Source organism: Haloarcula sp. CBA1129 (genome assembly GCF_008729015.1).
Classification (GTDB): domain Archaea; phylum Halobacteriota; class Halobacteria; order Halobacteriales; family Haloarculaceae; genus Haloarcula.
Genome location: NZ_RKSM01000001.1, coordinates 920374 through 938966, shown reverse-complemented (window position 1 = coordinate 938966; position 18593 = coordinate 920374). Strand labels below are relative to the sequence as shown.

Genomic DNA, 18593 nt, shown 5'->3' with positions numbered 1-18593 from the left:
CCAGTAGCTGAAAGTGTTGTTTCGTGATATTGGTTAGCCGCTGGTACTTGGATAATGAGGAGAAACCCTGCGATAATTCCGACAGCCCCGACTCCTAACAATAGTTTTGTCTGCAGGTCTTGAGACATACCTGATACATCTCGTGATAAGCTGATAAGTGTAAATAACGCTCAAATCCCAATCGTAGTTTCATACGAGATGCCACCCTCTAAACCCGAATTACCCGTCGGCTTCGCACGCGTGCTGAACAGACGGTTCTAAATATTTTGAGTGAACGAATCCAAGCTGGTTCTCAAATCCGCCGCATCGTCGTCACGACCTCCCGCCCAGTGACCCGCCACTGACAGCCGTTCCAGACAGCCTCGATGCGCTCGAACTCACCATCGCTTCGCGGTTCGAACTCGATCTTCCGCTTGGGACCACGGACGGGTTCGTAGACGAAGCCTCTTGCGTCAGCAACAGTCTCGCTCATGCTTCCACCGTCCGCACGAGATCTCCGACGAGCGATCCACCGACATTCGGACCAATCGCTCACCCACGCTCCGAGTGCGTGTATTCGCACCACTCAGCAAGCGTCTCAAACGGCGTATCAACCAACTCAACTTTCTCGCCGTCGCCATTGGCTGCGACAACAGCGACGGCGAACTCGTAGCTATCCCAGTAATGCGCTACGCCGTCGCCGTCGACGCCGAGAAACAGCGGTCGACCTTGGGTCAGTCGTTCGCGGATGGACGGTCAGTACAGGGAACCGAAATATTATTATGATGGATACATGACCTGTCAGGTATAGAAATGACAAATAGGCTGAAAGAAGCGCTAAAACAGACTCGAATTGTCAAGGAGGAAGTAGACAACTCCGAAGTGTCTCAGGAATTGGAGCACGCTCTGGAAGCGCTTCAAAATGCGGTGGAGTCACTCGAAGACGACGATTGATTCATGCTATTGGTGGTTCTGACTGGATTGGTTATGCTCAATTCGCACGCGCGTACTGACCAGTCAGTTCTGACTCTGCACGGTGAAAACAGGCTGCCAAACGCTCAAATCCGCCGAACCGTCGTCACAACTTCCCGCCCAGTCACTCGCCACTGACACCCGTTCCAGACGGCCTCGATACGCTCGAGGCGACCGTCCGACCGTGGTTCAAACTCGATCTTCCGCTTTGAGCCACGGACGGGCTCGTACACGAAGCCGTTCGCGTCGGCGACGGTCTCGCTCATGCTTCCACCGCCCGAACAAGATCCCCAACCAGCGACCCACCGACGTGCGGGCCGATGTCCCAGCCACGCTCCGAGCGCGTGTACTCGCACCAGTCAGAAAGCGTCCCAAAGGGCGTCGCCGCCAGCTCGACCGTCTCTGCATCGCCATCAGCCGAAACAACAGCGACGGCGAACTCGTAGCTGTCCCAGTAATGCGCTGCACCCTCGCCGTCGACGCCAAGGAAGAGCGGCCGGCTTTGGGTCAGTAGTTCGCGGGCGGTACGTTCTTGTGGATTGGATTGCGTAGTTGCCATTGGTTCTGAGTGGAACCACGCGCCTCGGTGTGCCATCACCGGGGCGATTTCGTGAGAAATCGACCAGCGGCGCGTGTATTCCGTATTAATCAGCACGAGGCGATTAATCAAAAGTTTTTCGGCACAAAGAGATGAAACACATCATACGATGGCACGAAGAGTGAGCGTAACTGATGACGAAATTCTCGACAGGTTCGATATAGTTGATGCACCAGTTCGAACAGTACCTGAGATGGCACAGGAGCTACCCATTGGTCAGGATGGTTTACGCCGGCGTCTCAAAGAATTAGAAAAAGAGGAGAGAGTTGTTTCTAGGCAAGTCGGTGCCCGCTCAGTAGTCTGGTGGAAGGCCTCTATCGAAGCTTCTGCCGCCCCTGAGTCGTGATCCACCAAACCTTCGCTCTAGAACCGACATCTCGACTCATCACCAAGCCTTGCTCTTCGAGATCGTCTAATCGGTTTCGTACGCCATCATCGGTGTAATCCATATGTTCGGAGAGTTCCGACGCGGTAACTATAGGGTCTGGAGAGACAGCTATAGCCTGTAGTATTTCATCGTCTTCAACTCGTTTCCGGCGACCCATTAGCTCTGTATTTGAGACGACCTGAGAAAATATCACCGTTCATTCAGTTTCTCTATTGGTGCAAATTCTTCGGCACGTGCGGAACTAATAAGTCATGGCGAGTCAATAGGGCAAAATAGGCGACGCCTAATCGCACACACTGACGTCCCGTCGACCCCATGACAACCCGCAAGCCCACCCACGAAGAGTCGCATCGCTCGCCAGCCTCGATTTCCGTTCATTCGGAAACCGCCAGACGGCGGCACTTCCGTTCACTTCCGATGATTTTCCGTTCATCGCCTGAGCGGCCCACGAATACGCTCCAGCGGGCCACAGACGAGAATCGACCGCCAAAAATCGACTTCCGTTCACGCGCGCCCCAGACTCTTGCCATGTCTGGTCCCAGTCCCAGCCAGATACACACGCAGGGAGGCCACCGATGACGACCTACCACGACCTCACGGGCTTCCAGCGCGATCTGCTCGAAGCCATCGCCGCCGTCGACGACAAACCCTACGGCTTCGCACTCAAAGACTATCTCGACGAGCGCTACGCCAACCCGATCAACCACAGCCGCCTCTACCAGAATCTCACACAACTCGCCGACCAGAACCTCGTCAACCGAGAAGAACTCGACGCCCGCACCAACGAGTATACGCTGACTGATGCTGGCACACAACTCCTCCAGTATCACGCCGACACGATCGCTAGTCTGTGTGACCAGCCTCGGCCCGGCGCCGGAGAGTCACAGCGATGACGGCGACGATACGACACAATCGGAGGAGGACGATACAATCTTGCCCGGTCGTTTGGAGGGAAAGTGGTGGGCCACAATGGGAAGTAGCGCCCACCAGTCGACAATGTCAGAGGCACGGCTGGGTTCCGGACCCGAGAAACCCAGTCAGACGACCAGCAATCAGGGGAGCTCAAAGCGGGGACCAGAACCCAGTCGAATATGATAGACGCTTCACACATAGCCTTTGTGGGGCTTCGACATCTGGTACCGCGCCCCACCGAGCCCATGATAAGAGCTGCCCTCGCTGCAGTACCGGTGCTTCCAGCGACTTACAGGACTGTACACACAATGAGACTCCATGGCTCCGCCGTGTCTATCAGCGGAATGATGGGTTGCTTGGGGGTGGGGGTTCTGGGATGCAACGCATCATCCGATATCGTCGGCGCCGACGACAGGTTCCAGCCCCGACACAGTTGGTAGGATGGGTGAATCCAGTGGGGGTGGACAGGGCACGGAACCCATGTAGTCCTGATTCGAGTGGCCGTCAAAACGCTTGCCATATCTCCCCGCTGTCTGTCGGTTTGCCGACGTATCACAACCCACTGAATCACCAGCTTCAAGAGACAGGCATAGTTGCACCGCTCCTGAATTCCGAGCAGCAGAATGGTGGGCAGCCGGGGGAAATCGGCGTGCCTCGCACCACCCAACGTCGCCGTTGCCGACGACAGGTCCTGCACCCAACACATTCGATCGGACAACTGACTACCAAGGGAACATGGAGCGTGGAGCAGAACCTAACCGATTGGTATTCAGTTGGTATCAAAAACGTTTGTGATATCCGACTGCAGTATGGCGATTCTTCGACTGCTGCTCGGTCACACCCCTGCCACTGGGAGGTGGGCCGGTGAGGTCCCAGCCGACTGTCGGCGAGATCGTCGCTATCACGACCACCGACAGCGATCCCTCCCTGCTGGTCTGTGCTGTCGACGCCGAGCAGGTCACAGGCGTCTTGCTTGCCGACCTGTCGACCGAGACAATCCACCGACTGCGAGCGTCCGAGCCGGACACAGCCACCCGCCGGGAACTCGTCACCGCCGTCGAGTCCGCTGACGAGTCCATGTCATTCACAGTCTCGACGACAGACTATGCGCGAGTCGAACGCGACAGCACCTCTCCTAGGCCGTTGGCGGGAGGGAAGCAGTAGATGGCCCGCGACACCACGGCCACGACTGAGCGCCACACAGCGCCCGCACAGCCTGATGAGCGGTGGCTCCGCGACATGATCGGTAACTACACCCACGACATCGGTAGCAAGCGTCCAGCGGTGATCGAGAGGTGACCCGCTACGGGATGCCCACCAGCGTCGCTCCTGGCCGGCGCTGAAACTGGCAGGCGCTCAAGCGTCACTGCAGTTGCTACCAGATACCGGTCCCAGTCAGCGGTCCAGCGTCAGTCGACACCTCGATAGCCCGTGCTGTGGTCAGCACTGCTCGGTTCGATTCCGAGCACGGGTCCTGTGGTCACGATGCCACGACAAACAAGCCCCAACAACGACGGCACCGACGACACAGCCACCGACAAAGCCCTCGCCGACCACCTCGACATCGACATCGAACAGGATGGCACTGATACCGACGAACTCCAAGCGCTCATCAACAACCTCAATGGCGAAGTCTCACCCCCGGTTTCGAGTGTTCTTGAGACGTTGGTCGCGACTATTGACGACCTCCAAGAGCTCGTCACCGAACTAGAGGACGACGTTGCACAGACCCACGACGTTGCGACGACAGCCGTCGGTAACGCCGCCGAAAATGAGAGCCGACTCGACGACGTCGAAGCCCAGCAGGAGACCACCCACGATGTCGCAAAGAGTGCCATCGCCAAAGCCCAGCAACTCGAAGCCGACACCGACCAGCAGGAGGACGCCGAGCAGCTGCCCGAAGGCATCGAACCCAGCAGTTCGCCGCTGGATTTCTTCGCGAACTGTCGGCAGTCGAAAGTCAAGACGATGTTCGTTGAGCGTTCGAACCGACAGAACACCTATCGGGCCATTGCCGTCGCCAAACGCTGGCCGGAGTTTGCCACGACACGAACGGACGGCAGTGGTATCTTCATGACCAGAGCCGATCTGCAAACGGCTTTGACTGCCGAACTCGGGAAAGAGCCCCATCGCCAAACGATCAAGCGGGTCTGGGAGACACTCGTCGAGATCGGCAGCGATGACATCGTCGAGACGACGCGACAGGTCGGACGAGACCAGACGAAAACAGAAATTCTTGCGATGGATATGAAGGTCGCTGAAGGACTGCTGGACAAGCGCTACATCGGCCTCGATCTCTTAGAGAGCAGCGATCACAAAGCCACAACAGGTGGCGTCACACCCGTTGTGGTGGAGTCCACGCCCTAACCCTGTGACACACGCCGAATAAGACGCGAACCGACACTGAACCAACGCTGCTGGACGCGGTGGTACGTGCCATGCCGCCGCCGACGCTGCTGTTTGCTAGCTGCAGCAACCGGGAGCGATCCCATTCTGACAGGAGAGTAGTGAGTGGTCGTAACACGAACGGAGCGACCGGCACAATTCACCGGGTCACAACAGGCGTGACGCCAACCCCAGTCACAAGACCTGCCTGTAGCTCGTATCTCTGATTTGGGTTAGCAACGGTGTCCAGTTTTCCGCATATATAGTGGTATCGGACATCCAGCGCGCTAACCAAAATATACCGCAGGTATTTTTCCTTAGACCGACTACGATGACTGCAAGCAAAATGGTAGGTACCAGCCTTCCGGATGAAGCGCCTGGGGAGTATGTTCCCTTCGGTCGCCGGCCGTACTATCTTCCAGATCCATTGCCACCGGCACATGACCTCGAATTCGATGCCGACCTCCAGCAGTTGCTGCAGGACGCAATCTATCAGCTCGGGCGGCTAGAAGGGATCGGCGACGAAACAGAAGCCAATCCGCTACTGTACACGACGATGGTCCGTCGCGAAGCTGTCGAATCGGTCGTGCTTGAGGGTGCAGATATCGATATCGTGGACGTATTCCGCTCCCAAGAACTCGCTGATAGCGGAACCACTCGGAAGGATGTCCAAGAAGCACTCAATTACGAGCGGACAATCACTGAAGGCGCGACGCGGCTTTCCGAGGGCGACCAGATCACACTTGGACTGTTACAGGACCTGCACAAGTTACTGATGGCGGACGTGCGCGGCCACTGTGAGTTCCCTGGGGAGTTCCGTGCGAAGCCGATCAATCTCCCAGCAGCCTCGTCGTTCCAGGAGCCATTTGTCCCACCAGCACCGGACCGGATTCCAGAGCTGATGACGAATCTAATTGAGTACTGCAACACGACCAGCGAGTACCACGACCTTGTCCAGCTTGGGCTTGTCCATTATCAGTTCGAGACAATTCATCCCTTCGAGGATGGGAACGGCCGACTGGGGCGTATCCTCATCACGTTGCAGCTGCTCCAGAACGGCTACCTCACACAACCATATCTGTATCCGAGCGCGTATTTCAACCGCAACAAGATCGAGTATGCCGACCGGATGCGAACAGTCAGCGAAACGGGTGCCTGGGAGCCCTGGCTAGAGTTCTTCGTTGAGGGGATTCGCTCGCAAGCTGCCGAGGCAGTCACACGAACAAACGACCTTCGGAATCTTCGCCGAGAGTACGAGCGAACCTATGGACATGAAAAAACAGCCGCCGACCGGTTGGCGATGCGCCTGTTCAAACAGCCATACCTGACCACAAACGACGTCGCCGAGCTACTGGATGTGACCCCACAGACAGCACGGAACGCAATCCGAGAACTTGAGGCACAGGACGTCTTGGCCGAAACAACGGGGAAAGAGCGGTATCAGGAGTTCAAGGCTATCGACATCTTCGACATCCTCGATCAGCCCTTGGAGTGAGAGCAGTACCTAAACGAACTAACTTGGCCTGGATTGGGTGCTTGTCTGATTGGTGGTCAAGACGCTCTCACCTGCCAGAGGCCCACAAAATACGGGCGAGTGCCCCTGCTGGCAGACTAGCATTACTACAGCAGTTCGACCCACTCGGGAGCGGCGTCGTGAGTTCCGTAGTAGAACGAGTTGTCCGGATACTGATCGTCGTCGGCCTCGACAGCGACGATCACGTCGCCGGCGCTGCGCGAGATTCCTGAGACAGTGCCCACAACCTCGTCAAGCGGACCCTGTCCGTCCGTCCAGTCGACGCGAACGCGGTCACCGTGGTCGAAGTCATACTCCTCGAACGAAGGCGGCTCTGTGTCACTCATGATGTCCTCCGGCCACAAGGGAGCCAGAAAATTCTGCTTGACCCAGACGGAGCGTTGATGCTGTTTGCGGAGAGGAGAAGAACTAATGACTGAGTTGCGGGTCCGGAAACCCGACGGCTGGACAACCGTCTCGTTTCCCGATGACGTTGCGGCGATCTCGGTTGCTGGTGGAAAAGTCGACGGTCAGCTGTGCCTGACCCTCACCGGTGAGCGAGAAGACGGCCCCCGGATAGTCGAAACTGGTATTCTCGACGTCGACGAAACTGATGAGCACTTGCTGGAGAATACAGTACCCCGGACCGAGGACGGGACAAGTGTCGTTTTGGATCGGCTACTACCGGATTAGTAGCCGTAGTGAATCCGGTTTCTTTATTCAGGAGGGGGTTTGAGAGAACGGCTCGGTAAGTTTGCTTGCTGAGCCAGTAATTCACTCAAATACCGTGAATGAAGCCCGAGAGAGAGGTTCTACGACACGCTCAGAGCTACCAAAGAGAGAATAGCCAACTTGATTGAGAGCCAGAGGTTTGGTAGTGTATAGAATCGTGGATGTAATTCGCGTCCTAGCAGTTACCGCTGACAAGGAATTCGCCGCCGCCTGTGAGCGTATACTTCCAGACCGCGGTGATATACGGGTCATATCTGCAATTTCGGTCGGAGAGGCTATTGATATATTGGGAAGCGAGACACAGGTTGATTGCATTGTCAGCGATCATGACTTGCCAGATACGGATAGCGTCGCGTTTCTTGAAGTTGTGCGTGCACAGGCGCCGACACTGCCGTTTATGCTATGCACAAGTGAGGGGTGCGAAGCGGTCGCCAGTCGTGCCATTTCTGCCGGCGTCACCGACTATCTCGTCAAAGAACGCCACGAGAATCAGTGGGAACGCCTTGCGACACTCATCACCGATGCAGTCAGATACTACCGTAACCAGTGTGATCTCGTCGATGTAGAAGCACGAGCCAAAACACACCTCAACGCTGCACACGACAGTATTGGAATCGTCCAAGATGATGAGATAGCGTATCTCAACGATGGTGGAGTAACTGATATCTACGGCGGCGACCGCGGTCAGATGTCGAACGACTCTATAGCGGATGTGCTTCTCTCAGACGACGGCACTTCTATCAGTCATTTCCTTGATGCAGTACAGTCCGGTTCTCGGACCCTTGACCACTGTAACGGAAAACTCATCGCTGCCAATGGGGTACATAAACCAGTTGAGATTACCGCAGCCAGAGTGATGTGGGCCGAAGCACCAGCAGTCATTCTCATCCTTCGGGATGTTAATCAACAGAAAGAACTGCACCTCACGAATCGGGCCATCGACGAAGCGCCCATTGGCATCACGATAGCTGACGCCAACCAACCGGACAATCCGCTCGTATACGCGAATGACAAGTTCTCAGAACTAACCGGCTATCAGGAAGAAGATGTAGTCGGACAAAACATTCGATTTCTCCAAGGTGAGAGCACCGAGCATAGCCCAGTGGCCGAGATGCGTGCAGCCATCGACGCTGAAGAACCTGTGACTGTGGAACTGCAGAACTACCGCAAAGATGGAACGAAGTTCTGGAACCGCGTAACGATTGCGCCGGTTACTGACGCCACGGGCGAGGTCACGAACTACATCGGGTTCCAAGAAGACATGACCGAACGTGTCGAATACCAGCGGATGCTTCGTCGGTTCCAGCGAGCGGTTGAATCGGCCGGCCACTCTATCTATATGACCGATCCGGACGGCACCATCACGTACGTAAATCCAGCCTTCGAACGGGCCACCGGCTACGACAGCGATGAGATCGTCGGCCAGACTCCGCGCGTCCTCAAATCTGGCGAGATGTCGGACGAGTACTACGAGCGATTGTGGGCGACAATCTCCAGTGGAAACGTCTGGGAGGAAGAGATTCAGGACCAACGGAAATCAGGTGATGTGTACTATGCGCACCAGACGATTGCACCACTAACTGACGACAATGGTGAAATCGAAGCGTACGTCGCCGTCCAGCAGGATATCTCTGACCGCAAGGAGCGAGAGTTCAAGCTTCGACAGTACGAATCTGCAGTTGAAGATGCCAAGGAATTGATCGCCGCAATCGATGAAGAAAAGCACTATCTATTTGCCAACGAGGCATACCGCGACTTCCACGGCCTCGATAACGAGTCGGTGACCGAGATGACGCTCGGCGATGGTATCGGTCCGGATGTTTACGAGACGGTCGAACCATACTTGCAGCAAGCGTTCGATGGCGAGACAATCAACTACCGAATGACCCGAACACGACCGACACGAACAGACCGCACGTTTGATATCCGATATTATCCGCTCGAAGACGACACTGGTCACGTTGAGGGAATCGTTGCGACGATGCATGACCTCACCGAACAGATCGAACGGGAACAACATATTGCATCTCTTGATCGGATGCTACGGCATACCCTTTACAACGAGTTGACCGTGGTTCTGGGTCACGCGGAGATGCTTCAAAATCAGGACTCAGATCAAGTGGTAGAATTAGCCATGACGATTGAAAAAGTAGCTGATCGCATTCTTGAACAAACTGACAAGCAACGGGAAATTGTTGAACTCCTTTTAGACCCATCGGATCCAACCTATCTCAACCTAGCCGATGTTGTGGACACTGCCGTCAAACGAGTGATGACGGAGTATCCGGACGCAGAGATCACAGTCGAAGTCCCGGCGGATGTACAGCTACTATTGATCCCTGAGTTGCAACGGGGCGTCGAAGAACTTGTCGAGAATGCGATTGTGCATACCGGCGACGCGCCAGCACAGGTGAGGATAACGGCAACGAAACACGCGACAATGGTTGAACTCAAAGTTATAGATAATGGGCCGGGAATCCCACCGGAAGAACGAAGCGTGATTTCGGGGGAAGTCAACATCGATTCGTTGACACACAGCAGTGGGATGGGGCTGTGGTTAGTCAAACGAATCATGTCTCGATTGGATGGCGATATCCAATTTAACGATGCTGAACCCACCGGTAATGTCATTTCCCTTCAGATACCAGCCTACAGATAGAACCGTCCCTGCATTATACCGGTCACCTGTGAGTAGTCAATGCTTTGTCTGTACTGGCCCCAATCTTGCAAACAAGATTGATAGAGGTGAACTACCCTACCCTACCCTACTCGCTCACGGCTGACGCCGCTCGTTTCTTGAGGGGAGGGGCTTCCTGCTTCTACGACGCACTTTGCAGATACAGGTGTATCCACAGGGAGCGCAGTCTCCACAGGCGCTGATTCGGAGTATCCCACTCCTACATCTTCGAGGCCGCGAGAAAGAATGTTCCACGCCGCATTTGCGTCCCTGTCCGCCTCAAACCCGCAGGTGGGACAGGAGTGTTCACGGACCCACAACGGCTTCTCAGTCGAAACGCCACACGACGCGCACTCTTTGGTCGTCGATTATTATTATTATTATGACAGTATGATTTTCACAGATACTTATCAAGTAGTAACCAGTAGCATAATATGCTAACAGAAAAATTTCCACATAATGGATATTGGTCGTCGAAATTTCCTTGCGGTGACAAGTGGGATTGCTGCAACTTTTCTAACAGGATGTTCTGGTTCAGATTCATCAGCGTCGGAAGATCCCTCGTTTGAAGTTCGTGAATTGTTGCAGTCGGATGCAGAACTCATTTCAGTCGATAACAATAGGAATTCGTTCTCAGTCACGGTGCAAAATACCGGCAACAGTGGTCGGATTGCTGTGGCATTGTTTTGGCAGATGGAAGAATCAGCAATAGAACCAGACGGTGTCACATCCGGTACAGATGGGTTTCCCAGAGAGCGCATAAATGAGGTGTATTTTGATCGTGATGAAAGACGAACTGTCGAACTTACCGCACAACCCCCAGATGGCGCGATTGGTTACCAATTCTTGGCGCAAGCAGCAACATATGGCGCAAACATTCAAAATACTGGAGGGGGAGGTCGAGCCGCGGTAGAATTCACCTATAATGACCCGATGGTTGGGCTAGAGACGACAAAAGAGGATACAGTATATATTGAGTCTGAAGCGACGGAGAAAATTGAATTCGATCAAGTAATCGAGACAAACAGCAATTGGAATATTGAGGTTCAGCCGGTTAGTTCAGAACAGAGCGTGTCATAGAAAGCGTCACGTACGAAGCAGCAGGGTGGGGAAAGTGTGTCCAGCACAACCGCAACCCGAGCGTGTCATACAATCCATCTCATAGCTTCTCACAGCCCGGATTGCTTCCTCGCTCGTAGTTGGTTATGGCAACGACGAGCCGAAGGCAGAGTGCAACGAACACTTCTGTTCGTGCATGGACGCGGCCTCGGGCGCGGACGTGCCCGAGGCCGCAGTCCTTGACCGCATCGTTGGTTCGTTCGACTCCTGCCCGGTGGTTGTACGTCTCGTCTAAGATGGATTGTTTCAGCTGAACGTCCTCACTGTGTTCCTTGATGCGGTCTTCGACCCTGTACTCGATGTCTAGCGGATCATCGGTGTTTCGCTGGTTGTACGGAGCGACTGGCACGACCCCTGCGGCCAGCAGGTGGTCGTGCCAGTCGAGGATGTCGTAGGCGCTGTCTCCAAGCATCCAGATCGGTGTATCGACGGCGAGCGCGTCACATGTGACGCGCATCGCCGTCTCCTGATCCGCTTGTTTCGCTTGTGTGAATTCCGCTGCTATCGGGATTTTTGCGCCGGTTGAGACGAGTGTACAGCCGAAGCCGTAGTAGTACTCCTCAGCTGTTGGATCGTGGTACCACGACGCAGCGTCGTTGTACTGAATCGCTTCGATGTGAGTCGAGTCGATGGAGTATGTGGAGTCGAGCAGGCCGCGGGCAGCGGCCTGCTCGACGAGTCTGTCGAAGACTTGGTCGATGACATGTTCAAGATCGGTGAGAAACCGGTCGATAGTGTCTCTGGATGGCGGTTTGTCGAGGCCACTGTAGTACCAGACAAGGCCGTTATGGAATTCTCGTGTAACTGGACGCGTGCCGTAGACATTCTTGTAGTAGCAGTGAAGGAAGCCGCAAAAGAGGTCTGGTGGCTGGTGCACTCGTGTTCGCCCCCGCTCGAGGGGGCGAACACGTCGTACTCCAGCAGAAACTCGAACTCAAGATGCTCAAACAGCGGTACTGTCTCGATAGCCGCGACATTCAAGAAGTCCTCTACCGAAGCTACGTCTTGCAGGGTTGCGAGCCTGTCATACAATGGTTCTCAGCCGGAAGATTTCGAACAGATTCGTGTGGATAGCTTTTGAAATGGAGTATTTCACTCACTCAGACGTGAGCTGAAGCTGTTCGAATCACGACGTAGAGGGTATGAGACGTATTCTATGACAGGCTGTACAATCAGTATTACTCGGTTTATAATCGGTTGTAAAATCTCTAAAGGACTCTGAGATCGTCTCAAGATAAATTCTCGATGCCGTGAAAAGTGGTAAAGTATCGGGCAGACAGTGAAGTGAATCAAATACACACTGACGGTCTGTGTTTTATATGAGGGTCCCAATGCATTAGTCGAGTAAGCGAAGTATCAATGTCAACCTCCGACCTCTCTCTCCCACGCCCTCCGGCTGCTGAATCGAACGTGCAATCACTAGTAGCGATGATCGTCGAAACGATTGTCGCTGTCTTCCAAGGAGTCGCCTTCTGGGCGAGCATCCCGCTCCCACTTGTTATCGCGGCCACACTTGCGACCAACGTTGTTGCAGCACAGCCCCTACTGGTTAGTGGCTTAGTCGTCCTGAACATCGTCTGTGCTGTCCTCGGACACAACTACTCTCCAAACGCATGACCGACCCGATGCTCTACACCAGCGACCCTGACCAACAGTTTTCAAAAGTAGCGCTGTTCTGCCCGGCCTGCGAGCACGCCAGCCCAATCGGCGGTGACTGGATCATGGACGATTCTGTTCAGCGCGACCGCCTGCTCTGTCCTCGCTGTGGCACCATCGTCGTTGACCAGCCGTAGCTGTAGTACTGGTGGCGTCACTTGTAGACGAACCGATGTGGACTTTATCGCTCGCATCGAACCGTAATGGGCGTCGACGACGGACGAGCGTCTTACCACGACCTGCATCTGAAACCACAGCCCCAGCTACCGCTCGGCCATATCAAACAGCCAGCACCGCCGACATCATCAGGAGCGTGCGCTTTGGAAATCATCGGCAAGAACAATTCGTCGATGCTCCATCGGGCCGTCCTCTGAACTCGGCCAGTGAATCGTAGTACAGAATAGGGTGGCCCGCCGGGGTCTGAATCTACATATCGGCAACTGTCTGGCAATCGGATTGTGTCCTTGCTAGGGCGGATCACTTGTCCATTGGAGTCCATTTTTCGAAGCCTGCGTTGATAACATCCTCACTCGAACTATCGGGATGAGGCACAGTCGTGGTGAGTCACCCATCTTCAGATATATCAAGAGCCCCTATGGAGAGAGGCCCATAGGCTTATGCCTATGGGGTTGGTACCATAGGGTAGCGGATGGCGTCCTACACCACCATTGAAGACTGGCGGGATGTCGAAGACGGCTACGTCGTCGCTGTTACCATCCGACAAACGGAGGATGACGCCTACCCCTGTGGATGGGACTACAGTCTCCATCTCGGGGAAGTCGGCGGTGAGACAATCCTCCGATACGACAACGCACATGAACGGACGAAAGGACACGAGCGTCACATCCACGACGACGTCGAAACCATTGAGTTTCCCGGGATGCTCACGCTCTATGACCGCTTCAAACGCGAGGTTGCGGACCTTTCGTCCGTTTCGTGGAACTGGTCGGAGTAGGACGCTTACAGGAGGACCATACTATGCCCACGCTCAAAGTCACCGTTGGTGACCGCACGCATCTCGATCAACGGACACGCAGTCGCATCAAAACTGCTCAGGACGGCGAAGATCTTGAGGACGCCCAACCAGTGCTGAATTTCAAATCGTACGACGAACTTAGTCGTCTCCTCAGTCCGAAGAACCTGGAACTGTTAGAGGCGATCTCGGAACATGGGCCCGAGAGTATTCGCGAGGCCGCTGACCTCGTAGACCGGGACTACAAGCAGGTCCACCGAAATCTCTCTGAACTTGCAGACATCGACGTTATCGAGTTCCAAGGCGGCGGATCGGGACAGGCCAAAAAGCCACTATTGGCATATGACGGTCTTGAAATCGATATCTCATTTACCGGATCGAACGGAAATACCAGTACTGTTGCGCCATAACTCTCTGCTGACGGCTCTCTTTGGAGGGGCCCGCCGTCAGACTAGGATTGCTCTAGCAGTTCGACCCACTCGGGAGCGGCGTCGTGAGTTCCGTAGTAGAGCGAGTTGTCCGGATACTGATCGTCGTCGGCCTCGACAGCGACGATCACGTCGCCGGCGCTGCGCGAGATACCCGAGACAGTGCCCACAACCTCGTCGAGTGGACCCAGTCCATCCGTCCAGTCAACGCAAACGCGGTCACCGTGGTCGAAGTCATACTCCTCGAACGAAGGCGATTCTGTGTGACTCATGATGTCCTCCAGCCACGAGGGAGCCAGAAAATTGCGGCCGTCCAGTAAACGAGGGGTAGTCTCGTAGCCCAATCCCGCCAATACAGAGCTTTAGACCGCACAGATGGTACGCTCTCTTTTCATATCTGGGCCGAGTAGCCAAACACTCAATAATCGGGTTATCCAACAGACGAGTATGGCTACTATCGAAATTGATGAAGAGGTGTATGAGGCACTTCAGATTCCGGAGGGAGAGCGGCCGCAGGCAATGAAGCAAGAACTGGCTGTCTCGCTTTACGCACGTGATGTCCTTTCATTCGGGAAAGCGCGTGCATTGGCAGAACTGTCCCATCGGGAGTTCCAGAGATTACTCGGCGACCGCGAAATCCCACGCCATTACACCGACACTGAACTTGCCGAAGACCTCGACTATGCGGAATAACGAGCTTGTAGTCTCGGACACGTCACCGCTGCTGAATCTTGCACTCATCGACCAACTCTCCCTTCTCAAATCGCAGTTTTCGGGTATCACCGTTCCGCGGCAAGTTTGGGACGAACTCACTGATGGAGAAGCAGGTGTAGACGCGCTTCGCTCGTTGCATGACGATGAGTTCCTGACGATTACCGAGGTGGAACAGTCACACCTCTTCACCGAAATCTTCCACGAGCTGGATCTCGGGGAAACAGCCGCTATTTGTCATGCTATCGAACACGGTGCTGACCTCATCCTTTTGGATGAAAAAGACGGTCGACAGGTCGCTCGGAGACACAACCTGAGCGAACGGGTGTCATCGGGATATTGCTCCGCGGAGCCAATGCTGGAGACATTGAGTTAAAACACGAACTTGATGCCCTTCGTGACGCTGGCTTCTGGATCTCTGATGAGCTTTACTCAAACGCCCTCTCTGAAGCAGCAGAATAGCTACCGCTCCCACGGGAAGAATCCGTGTCGCTCGCGATAGGCACTGATCTGGTCTTGGAACTCCTGCTCCTGGAAGTCTGGCTCGTCGCCGTGGATGTCCTCGGGTGAGACGCCGTCGGGAAGGTGCTCATAGCCGGTAACCTCCTCCGTGTCATCCTTCTGTTCGGGCTCATGTCGGTGCTGTCCACACTCTCTGCAAGTCCAGATCATACGGTCGAGATGGGTGTGGCACTCGAAGCCATCGAGCCCGTGGGATTCGTGTCCCGTCACGGCGCCACACTGCCGACAGTAAAACTCGATACCAATTATCTCCGGTTCGGCTCTCGCTTGATGGCGCTGCACGACGCCGGGCACAAGCCAGTACGTCCCATCGTCCTGCCGGAACTCCTCTGTGAGGCGCTGGAACTCCGAGCGGTCGGTAATCGCTGTCCCGTCCTCGAGATAGATCCGTGGCTGGACGTCGCCGTCCCAATCGGTCTGCTCGTCGGCTGTCTCCAAGAGCGCCTGTCCAGTTTCCTCGTCGATCGTGGTTTCAGTCGGCAGGTCGGGCCAGCCCTGAGTGAGATTGGAGGCTGGCTCGGTGCCAAAGGCCGCTCGACACTTCACCGTGCCGTGAGAGGTATCCTCGCCACTCGCGATGCTACTGGACACGGAGAAGGCCGCAGCGCCCAGTGCTCGTGCGTGGAAGGTAGTGTTCGCTTCGACGAGTGCGAGTACGACCCGGCCGAACGTCCACTCCCCAAGTGGGCTGCTATCCTGATCGCCGGAAGGAATCTCTGAGACACCGGTTTGAGCGCAGAACGGACACTGGCGGTTATCTTGTGGAATCTCCTGTCCGCAGGTCGAACAGGTGCGAGTCTCATCCTCTGTCTGACTGGGATAGCCGGTGGATTTGAGGACCCGTTCCCGCCCGTTTTCCCGTGTTTCAGGGTCAGAACTCGCTGCACCTCGAATGTCTGCGGGGTCGTATTCAGGATTCCGATCAGTCACACGCTTGGTTGCGTTCGTCATCGTATTTAAACTCCAGCCATGAGGGTCACAGAAAACGAATGCAGCCGAGACTGGGCGTGAGCTGGCTACTCGCAGCCTGTGCCGTCTGCGACTTCTTCGATGAAGCTGTCCGGTGACGCGTCGAGGCCGTACTGGTTGATGAGTTCGAGGGCAGCCAGCGCTGCGCCTGTGTCTGCAAGGTCTGTGGCGAGCAACTGCTTGAGACGAAGAGTGCCTTTGTCGGCACGGTCAAGATCTGAGCCACGCAGTTGCGTACACTCCATGAAGAGACGTCTCTAGGCGGTCGCCGAGCCGATCACCGTGAGGTTCCAGTCCGGGGCTTGGAACCTTGAGGACGATTGCCGGCGGTAGTGTCCTTCGAGCCTGTCGAGCAAGTCGTCGATGACCGTGCCCTTCTCAACGGTCCGTCTTTGTTGCATATAGTCCGGGTCGATGAGACTGCGCCACTCGTCGCAGGACTCGATGTCGTACTCGACAGCAAGCTCAACTTCGACTGTTTCGAGACAATCGGCCCTCCCGGTTTCATTGACTCGCCGAAGTCGGTCTGCGGTCCCTTCGGCTTGGACTGTCAACTCTGGGAACGACTGCGATTCACTGGGTTCTGCCTGTTCTCCGGTCTGACTGCTGTTGGTCGTCTTCGAAGCCATGGTTCTTTTCAGGACGCTCTCGCTGGAGCACCCCTCACCCGGCTGGGGGTTCAAAAAACTCTCAGTCTGGGCGACCGATTGCTGAAGAATTGGCACACACCACTGTTTCCGGAGAAAACCACCAGATAGCGATGGTGTTTCACTCGAAATCTGGTGTGTCAAGTCTGGGATTTGACCGGTCTCAAGAAGGTGTCGTAGGGGTTTCCTGAGGTTGGTCTATACAAAAAGTCAACCACCCACTTTGTGGACCTGTATTAATATGATTCTTTATTGGTGAGTGTCCTCGTTGCTTCCCCTTAACCACTATTTATTTCGTCTAAATTCATAAAATATTAAGCTTCCAAACAGGTAGTTGTCAATTATGGATAGCAACCTCACACCCGACGAGTGGGATCGAATTAGAGCGTTCGCACGGGCTGCAGATTGCCGTCAACGACCCGAGATACTGCTCCCTGAGGAAACCATTAAAAGCGACTAAGATACAATCACGCTCTGGTCCGCACCTGATGACTGGCTCCTACAATGTTCTAATCAATTCAGCAGAGCGGAATACGACCAGCCGTACTGTCGGCCTTCGATGTACTCAGCGCGAAATCAACTCACACTTCGAGTTGCTCCATGGACTCGACCTCGAAGGTCAGCAGATGTGATCGAAGACGGGCGTAGGCCCCGTCGCCGTCAGTGGTGACGCAATACCGGTTCAGCCGGGCCTCGCGAGGATTCCCATCGTTCTCCTCCCACGCTTCCAGCGTGAACTCGTGGGCCTTCAGCTCACCGTCAGCGGCTTCAAACACGGTCGCAACTGACGGGGTTCCGTGGTTGTCGGCGACGTAGGCCACTTCAACGGCATCATGATCAGCGTCAAGTCGCTGCCAGCCATCGAGTCCTTCCGGCGGCTCCTCGGCGAACTGTTCGATCTTGCGCTGAGTTAGTTCGGCTTCCGCTGCATCTCGCCACGCCTGTTTGATATCCTCTGCTTGGGACTGCTCGATCTCCTGAAGGACGTCGGTGTCGATACAGTCTCCGGCCCAAGCAAGTACTGTCTTGGCTTTCTTGTGCTTCTCTTCTGGTCCACCGTCTAGCTGCCCGAAGTTCATCTCGCGGGGCGACATCAAGAGAACCGACGACCGCCAGTAGCCCGGATCGGCGTCACGGTCCTCGTCGGCATCGGGAGCCCACGACTCCATCGAGGTTCGGACCTCTTCGTGGTGGCCGAACCCGGTTCGGACGCCGCCGGTGCACAGGATACGTTCTGCAAGGTCGATTGTGCGTTCTTGCTCGTCTGCGGGAACCTCATCAGGACGGTCAACATCGGCGTAGAACGGTAAGCCGACGTTGCTGATGATCGCCTCTCGGTAGTTTGGGATAAGCAGTGGTTCTTCAACGAAGATCGGTTCAAACGGGACTTCGGCTGTAGGCAACATACTGGA

Annotated in this window: 24 protein-coding genes and 4 pseudogenes; 16 read left to right on the top strand and 12 right to left on the bottom strand. The window is 55.3% G+C overall.

Annotation, left to right across the window (positions count from 1 at the left end; genetic code table 11):
* Nucleotides 1-292: 292 nt before the first annotated feature.
* From Har1129_RS04695 to Har1129_RS04680, 4 genes and pseudogenes are all read right to left on the bottom strand, one after another.
* A complete protein-coding gene (locus Har1129_RS04695) occupies nt 293-472 on the bottom strand; it encodes a hypothetical protein (RefSeq protein ID WP_151099629.1) in 180 nt (59 codons plus the stop codon).
* Nucleotides 469-729: pseudogene (locus tag Har1129_RS20855) on the bottom strand (hypothetical protein). Before Har1129_RS20855 ends, Har1129_RS04695 begins: the two are co-directional and overlap by 4 nt.
* A 308-nt stretch (nt 730-1037) precedes the next feature.
* Complete coding sequence (locus tag Har1129_RS04685) at nt 1038-1217, bottom strand: hypothetical protein (protein ID WP_151099628.1); 180 nt, start codon at nt 1215-1217, stop codon at nt 1038-1040.
* On the bottom strand, nt 1214-1510 hold the full coding sequence (locus tag Har1129_RS04680; protein WP_151099627.1) for a hypothetical protein: 297 nt from the start codon (nt 1508-1510) through the stop codon (nt 1214-1216). Before Har1129_RS04680 ends, Har1129_RS04685 begins: the two co-directional genes overlap by 4 nt.
* 148 nt (nt 1511-1658) lie before the next feature.
* Here Har1129_RS04680 and Har1129_RS04675 point away from each other — a divergent pair, with 148 nt between their 5' ends.
* A complete protein-coding gene (locus Har1129_RS04675; protein WP_151099626.1) occupies nt 1659-1895 on the top strand; it encodes a hypothetical protein in 237 nt (78 codons plus the stop codon).
* Here the strand turns inward: Har1129_RS04675 and Har1129_RS21305 are convergent.
* Nucleotides 1864-2094, bottom strand: a complete 231-nt coding sequence (locus Har1129_RS21305) for a MarR family transcriptional regulator (protein WP_049919346.1) — start codon at nt 2092-2094, stop codon at nt 1864-1866. The two genes, Har1129_RS04675 and Har1129_RS21305, sit on opposite strands and share 32 nt — an antisense overlap.
* A 418-nt stretch (nt 2095-2512) precedes the next feature.
* Between Har1129_RS21305 and Har1129_RS04670 the strand changes: the two genes are divergently transcribed.
* From Har1129_RS04670 to Har1129_RS04655, 5 genes are all read left to right on the top strand, one after another.
* Nucleotides 2513-2830, top strand: a complete 318-nt coding sequence (locus Har1129_RS04670; protein ID WP_151099625.1) for a helix-turn-helix transcriptional regulator — start codon at nt 2513-2515, stop codon at nt 2828-2830.
* 883 nt (nt 2831-3713) lie between these two features.
* A complete protein-coding gene (locus Har1129_RS04665) occupies nt 3714-4013 on the top strand; it encodes a hypothetical protein (RefSeq protein WP_151099624.1) in 300 nt (99 codons plus the stop codon).
* The gene (locus tag Har1129_RS21150) at nt 4014-4148 is read left to right on the top strand and encodes a hypothetical protein (RefSeq protein ID WP_255518331.1); all 135 of its coding nucleotides are present in this window, start codon (nt 4014-4016) and stop codon (nt 4146-4148) included.
* A gap of 186 nt (nt 4149-4334) precedes the next feature.
* The gene (locus tag Har1129_RS04660) at nt 4335-5216 is read left to right on the top strand and encodes a hypothetical protein (protein WP_151099623.1); all 882 of its coding nucleotides are present in this window, start codon (nt 4335-4337) and stop codon (nt 5214-5216) included.
* A 364-nt stretch (nt 5217-5580) separates the two neighbouring features.
* Nucleotides 5581-6729: a Fic family protein gene (locus Har1129_RS04655; protein ID WP_151099622.1), complete on the top strand. Its 1149-nt coding sequence runs from the start codon at nt 5581-5583 to the stop codon at nt 6727-6729.
* Between the two features lie 125 nt (nt 6730-6854).
* On the opposite strand, the gene Har1129_RS04650 is transcribed toward Har1129_RS04655, so the two are convergent.
* Complete coding sequence (locus tag Har1129_RS04650) at nt 6855-7094, bottom strand: hypothetical protein (protein WP_151099621.1); 240 nt, start codon at nt 7092-7094, stop codon at nt 6855-6857.
* Between the two features lie 85 nt (nt 7095-7179).
* Between Har1129_RS04650 and Har1129_RS04645 the strand changes: the two genes are divergently transcribed.
* Nucleotides 7180-7440 carry a hypothetical protein gene (locus tag Har1129_RS04645; RefSeq protein ID WP_151099620.1) on the top strand — a complete coding sequence of 87 codons (261 nt, stop codon included), beginning with the start codon at nt 7180-7182 and terminating at the stop codon, nt 7438-7440.
* Nucleotides 7441-7624: 184 nt separating this feature from the next.
* Nucleotides 7625-10138: a PAS domain S-box protein gene (locus tag Har1129_RS04640; RefSeq protein ID WP_191906240.1), complete on the top strand. Its 2514-nt coding sequence runs from the start codon at nt 7625-7627 to the stop codon at nt 10136-10138.
* Between the two features lie 106 nt (nt 10139-10244).
* On the opposite strand, the pseudogene Har1129_RS04635 reads toward Har1129_RS04640, so the two are convergent.
* A pseudogene (locus Har1129_RS04635) lies at nt 10245-10521 on the bottom strand (zinc ribbon domain-containing protein); the annotation flags it as partial.
* Between the two features lie 94 nt (nt 10522-10615).
* Between Har1129_RS04635 and Har1129_RS04630 the strand changes: the two are divergent.
* On the top strand, nt 10616-11236 hold the full coding sequence (locus Har1129_RS04630) for a hypothetical protein (RefSeq protein ID WP_151099619.1): 621 nt from the start codon (nt 10616-10618) through the stop codon (nt 11234-11236).
* Between the two features lie 79 nt (nt 11237-11315).
* Here Har1129_RS04630 and Har1129_RS04625 read toward each other — a convergent pair.
* Nucleotides 11316-12307, bottom strand: a pseudogene (locus Har1129_RS04625) (transposase).
* 327 nt (nt 12308-12634) lie between these two features.
* On the opposite strand from Har1129_RS04625, the gene Har1129_RS04620 reads away from it, so the two are divergent.
* The 4 genes from Har1129_RS04620 (at nt 12635) to Har1129_RS04605 (ending at nt 14314) form a co-directional block, all read left to right on the top strand.
* Nucleotides 12635-12892 (top strand): hypothetical protein, encoded by a 258-nt coding sequence (locus tag Har1129_RS04620; protein ID WP_151099618.1) that lies wholly within the window; start codon nt 12635-12637, stop codon nt 12890-12892.
* A complete protein-coding gene (locus Har1129_RS04615) occupies nt 12889-13068 on the top strand; it encodes a hypothetical protein (protein ID WP_151099617.1) in 180 nt (59 codons plus the stop codon). The genes Har1129_RS04620 and Har1129_RS04615 overlap by 4 nt, the downstream gene beginning before the upstream one ends.
* 512 nt (nt 13069-13580) lie before the next feature.
* Nucleotides 13581-13886 (top strand): DUF6516 family protein, encoded by a 306-nt coding sequence (locus Har1129_RS04610; RefSeq protein ID WP_151099616.1) that lies wholly within the window; start codon nt 13581-13583, stop codon nt 13884-13886.
* Nucleotides 13887-13909: 23 nt separating this feature from the next.
* On the top strand, nt 13910-14314 hold the full coding sequence (locus tag Har1129_RS04605) for a transcriptional regulator (RefSeq protein WP_151099615.1): 405 nt from the start codon (nt 13910-13912) through the stop codon (nt 14312-14314).
* A 41-nt stretch (nt 14315-14355) separates the two neighbouring features.
* Here the strand turns inward: Har1129_RS04605 and Har1129_RS04600 are convergent, their stop codons facing one another.
* Nucleotides 14356-14604, bottom strand: a complete 249-nt coding sequence (locus Har1129_RS04600; protein WP_151099614.1) for a hypothetical protein — start codon at nt 14602-14604, stop codon at nt 14356-14358.
* A 175-nt stretch (nt 14605-14779) separates the two neighbouring features.
* On the opposite strand from Har1129_RS04600, the gene Har1129_RS04595 reads away from it, so the two are divergent.
* The 3 genes from Har1129_RS04595 to Har1129_RS20845 are packed head-to-tail and all read left to right on the top strand — an operon-like array spanning nt 14780 to nt 15505.
* Nucleotides 14780-15025, top strand: a complete 246-nt coding sequence (locus Har1129_RS04595; RefSeq protein WP_151099613.1) for a UPF0175 family protein — start codon at nt 14780-14782, stop codon at nt 15023-15025.
* On the top strand, nt 15015-15419 hold the full coding sequence (locus tag Har1129_RS04590) for a DUF3368 domain-containing protein (RefSeq protein ID WP_151099612.1): 405 nt from the start codon (nt 15015-15017) through the stop codon (nt 15417-15419). The genes Har1129_RS04595 and Har1129_RS04590 overlap by 11 nt, the downstream gene beginning before the upstream one ends.
* Nucleotides 15383-15505, top strand: coding sequence for a DUF3368 domain-containing protein (locus Har1129_RS20845; RefSeq protein ID WP_255518330.1), 123 nt, complete (start codon nt 15383-15385; stop codon nt 15503-15505). Before Har1129_RS04590 ends, Har1129_RS20845 begins: the two co-directional genes overlap by 37 nt.
* Here the strand turns inward: Har1129_RS20845 and Har1129_RS04580 are convergent, their stop codons facing one another.
* The 3 genes and pseudogenes from Har1129_RS04580 to Har1129_RS04570 form a co-directional block, all read right to left on the bottom strand.
* On the bottom strand, nt 15506-16516 hold the full coding sequence (locus tag Har1129_RS04580; RefSeq protein WP_151099611.1) for a hypothetical protein: 1011 nt from the start codon (nt 16514-16516) through the stop codon (nt 15506-15508).
* A gap of 65 nt (nt 16517-16581) precedes the next feature.
* Nucleotides 16582-17163 (bottom strand): annotated as a pseudogene (locus Har1129_RS04575) (hypothetical protein).
* A 599-nt stretch (nt 17164-17762) separates the two neighbouring features.
* Nucleotides 17763-18587 carry a hypothetical protein gene (locus Har1129_RS04570; RefSeq protein ID WP_151099610.1) on the bottom strand — a complete coding sequence of 275 codons (825 nt, stop codon included), beginning with the start codon at nt 18585-18587 and terminating at the stop codon, nt 17763-17765.
* Nucleotides 18588-18593 lie beyond the last annotated feature (6 nt).